We start from the raw sequence: 3821 nt of genomic DNA on the forward strand, positions 1-3821 counted from the left end.
GGGCGAGCTGGAGGTCTGGAACCGCAAGTACGCCGAGGTCCGTGACGCCACCGCCAAGGCCGAGAGCATGTGGATGGCGGCCCTGGAGAAGCTGGAGAAGGCCGAGGCCTGATCCGCCCGATCCGGGGTGGCTGGGGACGGGGCAGCCGGGGCTTGCCCCGGCGCGTTGCAGCCGCCAGTCTGGGCGAAACTGCCGGAGCTAGCGCCCCATGGACACCGCCTTCCTGATCACCGCCTTCGTCACGCTTTTCGTGATCATCGACCCGATCGGGCTGACCCCGCTGTTTGCCGCGCTGACCCAGGGCCAGAGCGCGCGCAAGCGGCGCGAGATCGCGGCGCGCGCCTGCCTGATCGCCTTCGCCATCCTGGCGGTCTTCGCGCTGTTCGGCGAACAGGTGCTGGGCTTCATCGGCATTTCCATGCCCGCCTTCCGCATCGCCGGCGGGCTGCTGCTGTTCCTGACCGCGCTCGACATGCTGTTCGAGCGGCGCGGCAAGCGGCGCGAGAGCACCAGCGAAGAAGCCGAGGCCGAGGTCGAGGCGGATCCCGAAGAGGCCGACCCTTCGGTCTTTCCCATGGCCATCCCGCTGATCGCCGGGCCCGGGGCCATCGCCTCGGTGATCCTGCTGGCGGGGCAGCATCCGGGCCTCACCGGCCTTCTGCTGGTGCTGGCCGTGGTGCTGGCGGTGCTGGTCCTCGTCTTCGCCCTGGCGCTGACCGCCGGGCTGATGGAGCGCGCCCTGGGACGGGTCGGCATCAACGTGGTGACCCGGCTTCTGGGGATGCTGCTGGCCGCGCTCTCGGTGCAGTTCGTGCTGGAAGGGCTGCGGGATTTCGGGTTCGCCGCATCGTGAGCCGGCCGCAGCCGCACGACAGGTGACAGGCCCGCGCCCTGCCCCTATATGCGGGGCATGAGCGGAACCGACTACGGACATCTGGCCTACCTGGCCCTCTTGCTGGCTGCCATTGGCGGCTATTTCTTCGTCTCGCATCGCGATCAGCTGGGCCAGATGGCCCGCCATGCCCTGCTCTGGGCGCTGATCTTCGTCGCGGTGATTGCCGGCATCGGCATGTGGGATCAGGTACGCAACACGTTGACCCCGATGCAGAGTGTCTCGGGCGAGGTCATCACCCTGCCGCAACAGGCCGACGGCCACTACTATGCCATGGTCGAGCTGAACGGCACGCCGGTCCGCTTCCTTGTCGACACAGGCGCCACCGACATCGTCCTGACCCGCGAGGCCGCCCGCGCCGCCGGTCTGCCGCTTGACAGCCTGGTCTTCTCGGGCCGCGCCAGCACGGCCAACGGCATGGTGCGGGTTGCGCCGGTCCGGCTGCGCAGCGTCACGCTGGGCCCGGTCACCGACCAGGACGTGCGCGCCTCGGTCAATGACGGAGAGCTGGACATGCCGCTTCTGGGCATGTCCTACCTCAGCCGCTTCTCGCATATCGAGATCACCGGACAGGCGCTGCGCCTGACCCGATAGCAGAACGCCCCTCACGAAACGCGTGAGAGGCGTCAATTTGTCATTTTATATCAAATTATTACGCGAAGAAGCTGGAGTTCCGCACGAGGTCACTCGGCGGCAGTATCTTCCGAATACTCGTCGATCCGCGCGATCCGGCCACCGGCTCGGCTGGTGGTCACCACGTTCAGGCTCTTCAGCTTGCGGTGCAGCGCCGAGCGTTCCATGCCGACGAACTGCGCCGTCTTCGAGATATTGCCGCCGAAACGGTTGATCTGGGTCAGCAGGTACTCGCGCTCGAAGGCCTCGCGTGCTTCGCGCAGCGGCAGCATGGCCAGCGATCCCGACAGCACCACGCGGCCTTCACGGTCGCCGCCTCGGTCCTCGTCGGCTGGCACTTCGGTCACGTCGATCTCGTCGGTGCCCTCGCCCAGGATCAGGATCCGCTCGATCATGTTGCGCAACTGGCGGACGTTGCCGGGCCAGGTCATGGTCTGCATCAGCGCCGAGGCCTCGTCCGACAGACGCCGCATCGGCAGCCCCTGCGAGCGGTTCAGCACCTCGATGAAGTGATCGGCCAGCACCGGGATATCCTCGCGCCGCTCGGACAGCGAAGGCACCGCCACCGGCACCACGTTCAGGCGGTGATACAGCTCTTCGCGGAAGCGCCCGGCGTCGATCTCGGCCTCGAGCGCGCGCGAGGTCGAGGACAGCACCCGCAGGTCCACCTTGATCTTCTCGGCGCCGCCGACCCGCAGGAACTGCTGGTCGACCAGCACCCGCAGGATCTTGGACTGGGTGCCAAGGGGCATGTCGGCGACCTCGTCGAAGTAGATCACCCCGCCGTCGGCCTGTTCCAGCAGGCCCGGCTCGATGCCGCGCTCAGCGCTTTCGCGCCCGAACAGCACTTCCTCCATGCGGTCGGCCTCGATCTGGGCGCAGTTGACCACCACGAAGGGCGCCTCGGCACGGGTCGAATTGGCATGGACGTAGCGCGCAGCCACCTCCTTGCCCGAGCCGGAGGGGCCGTTGAGCATCACCCGCCCGTTGGATTTCGTCACCTTGTCGAGCTGGCCCAGCATGGTGCGGAAGGCGGCAGAGCTGCCGATCATCTCGGCGCTGTCGCCGCCCTTCTTGCGCAGAGCGGTGTTCTCGCGGCGCAGGCGCGAGGTCTCCATCGCGCGCCGGATCACCACCAGCAGCTGGTCGATGTTGAAGGGCTTCTCGATGAAGTCATAGGCGCCCTGCTTGATCGCCGCCACCGCCAGCTCGATGTTGCCATGGCCCGAGATGATGATGATCGGCACCTCGGGGTAATCCCGCTTGACGGTCTTCAGGATGTCGATGCCGTCCATCTCGCTGTCCTTCAGCCAGATGTCGAGGATCATCAGCGCCGGGGTCTCGGAGGTCACCGAGCGCATGCATTCCTGAGAGTTCGCCGCCAGCCGCGTCCCGTAGCCCTCGTCCTTCAGGATATCCGAGATCAGCTCGCGAATATCGCGCTCGTCGTCCACGATCAGAATGTCACTCATATCGTCCTCTTACAGTCATTCGGCGACCTGCGGCTTCAATTGCAGCCTGATCACGGCCATCGCCCCGGCATGGGCGCCCGTCACAAAGGGCGCCGCATCCTCGAGCGACAGCGTGCCGCCGTGTTCTTCAATGATTTTCTTGACGATCGGCAGGCCAAGGCCGGTGCCCTTGTCCCGCGTCGTCACATAGGGTTCAAACAGACGCGCCCGGTCCTCGGGGAGACCGACGCCATTGTCCGCAATCCGGATCTCGGCCTCGGGTTGCGCCTCGGTCTCGATCCGCACCAGGCTGACGCGGATTTCGGGCGCCCAGCCTTCCGGGGCGCCCCGTTCGGCCAGGACTTCCGTCGCCTCGCCGGCATTCTTGATCAGGTTGGTCAGCGCCTGGCTGATCATCGTCGCATCCAGCTCGGCCGGAAGCTGGCCGGCAGGCAGCTCCGCGGTGATCGTCACGCCGGGCTGCCCCGCCTGCTGCAGCACCACGGCATCCTGCAGCAGCTTTACCAGGTCTTCGTCGCGCCGGGTCGGTTCGGGCATCCGCGCGAACTTGCTGAACTCGTCCACGATCCGGCGCAGGTCGTCGGTCTGGCGCATGATCACATCCGTCAGGCTGACCAGGTCGTTTTCCTGTTCTTCCTCGAGGAACCGGCCGAACTTGCGCTTGATCCGCTCCGCCGACAGCTTGATCGGCGTCAGGGGGTTCTTGATCTCATGCGCGATGCGCCGCGCCACGTCGCCCCAGGCCGCCATCCGCTGGGCCGAGACCAGGTCGGTCACGTCATCGAAGGCCACCACGTAGCCCTCGCGCTGCCCCGAGGCCGTG

4 protein-coding genes are annotated in these 3821 nt (G+C 66.7%); 2 read left to right on the forward strand and 2 right to left on the reverse strand.

Annotated elements, in window-relative coordinates; genetic code table 11:
• Positions 1 to 209: 209 nt before the first annotated feature.
• The gene (locus tag OS124_RS0114810) at positions 210 to 854 is read left to right on the forward strand and encodes a MarC family protein (RefSeq protein WP_010140529.1); all 645 of its coding nucleotides are present in this window, start codon (positions 210 to 212) and stop codon (positions 852 to 854) included.
• Between the two features lie 48 nt (positions 855 to 902).
• A complete protein-coding gene (locus OS124_RS0114815; protein WP_010140530.1) occupies positions 903 to 1487 on the forward strand; it encodes a TIGR02281 family clan AA aspartic protease in 585 nt (194 codons plus the stop codon).
• Between the two features lie 89 nt (positions 1488 to 1576).
• On the opposite strand, the gene ntrX is transcribed toward OS124_RS0114815, so the two are convergent.
• Entirely contained in the window at positions 1577 to 2998 is a 1422-nt protein-coding gene (gene ntrX / locus OS124_RS0114820; protein ID WP_010140531.1) for a nitrogen assimilation response regulator NtrX, read from the reverse strand.
• A gap of 15 nt (positions 2999 to 3013) precedes the next feature.
• The coding region (locus OS124_RS0114825; protein ID WP_010140532.1) for a sensor histidine kinase at positions 3014 to 3821 on the reverse strand (808 nt) is incomplete at its 5' end.

Source organism: Oceanicola sp. S124, from assembly GCF_000220565.1.
In the GTDB taxonomy this organism is placed as follows: Bacteria; Pseudomonadota; Alphaproteobacteria; order Rhodobacterales; family Rhodobacteraceae; genus Pseudooceanicola.

What these genes read in the sequence shown, in the direction of transcription:
- ntrX (WP_010140531.1), bottom strand. Translation starts at nt 2,998, where the DNA reads ATGAGTGACATTCTGATCGTGGACGACGAGCGCGATATTCGCGAGCTG.
- OS124_RS0114815 (WP_010140530.1), top strand. Translation starts at nt 903, where the DNA reads ATGCGGGGCATGAGCGGAACCGACTACGGACATCTGGCCTACCTGGCC.
- OS124_RS0114810 (WP_010140529.1), top strand. Translation starts at nt 210, where the DNA reads ATGGACACCGCCTTCCTGATCACCGCCTTCGTCACGCTTTTCGTGATC.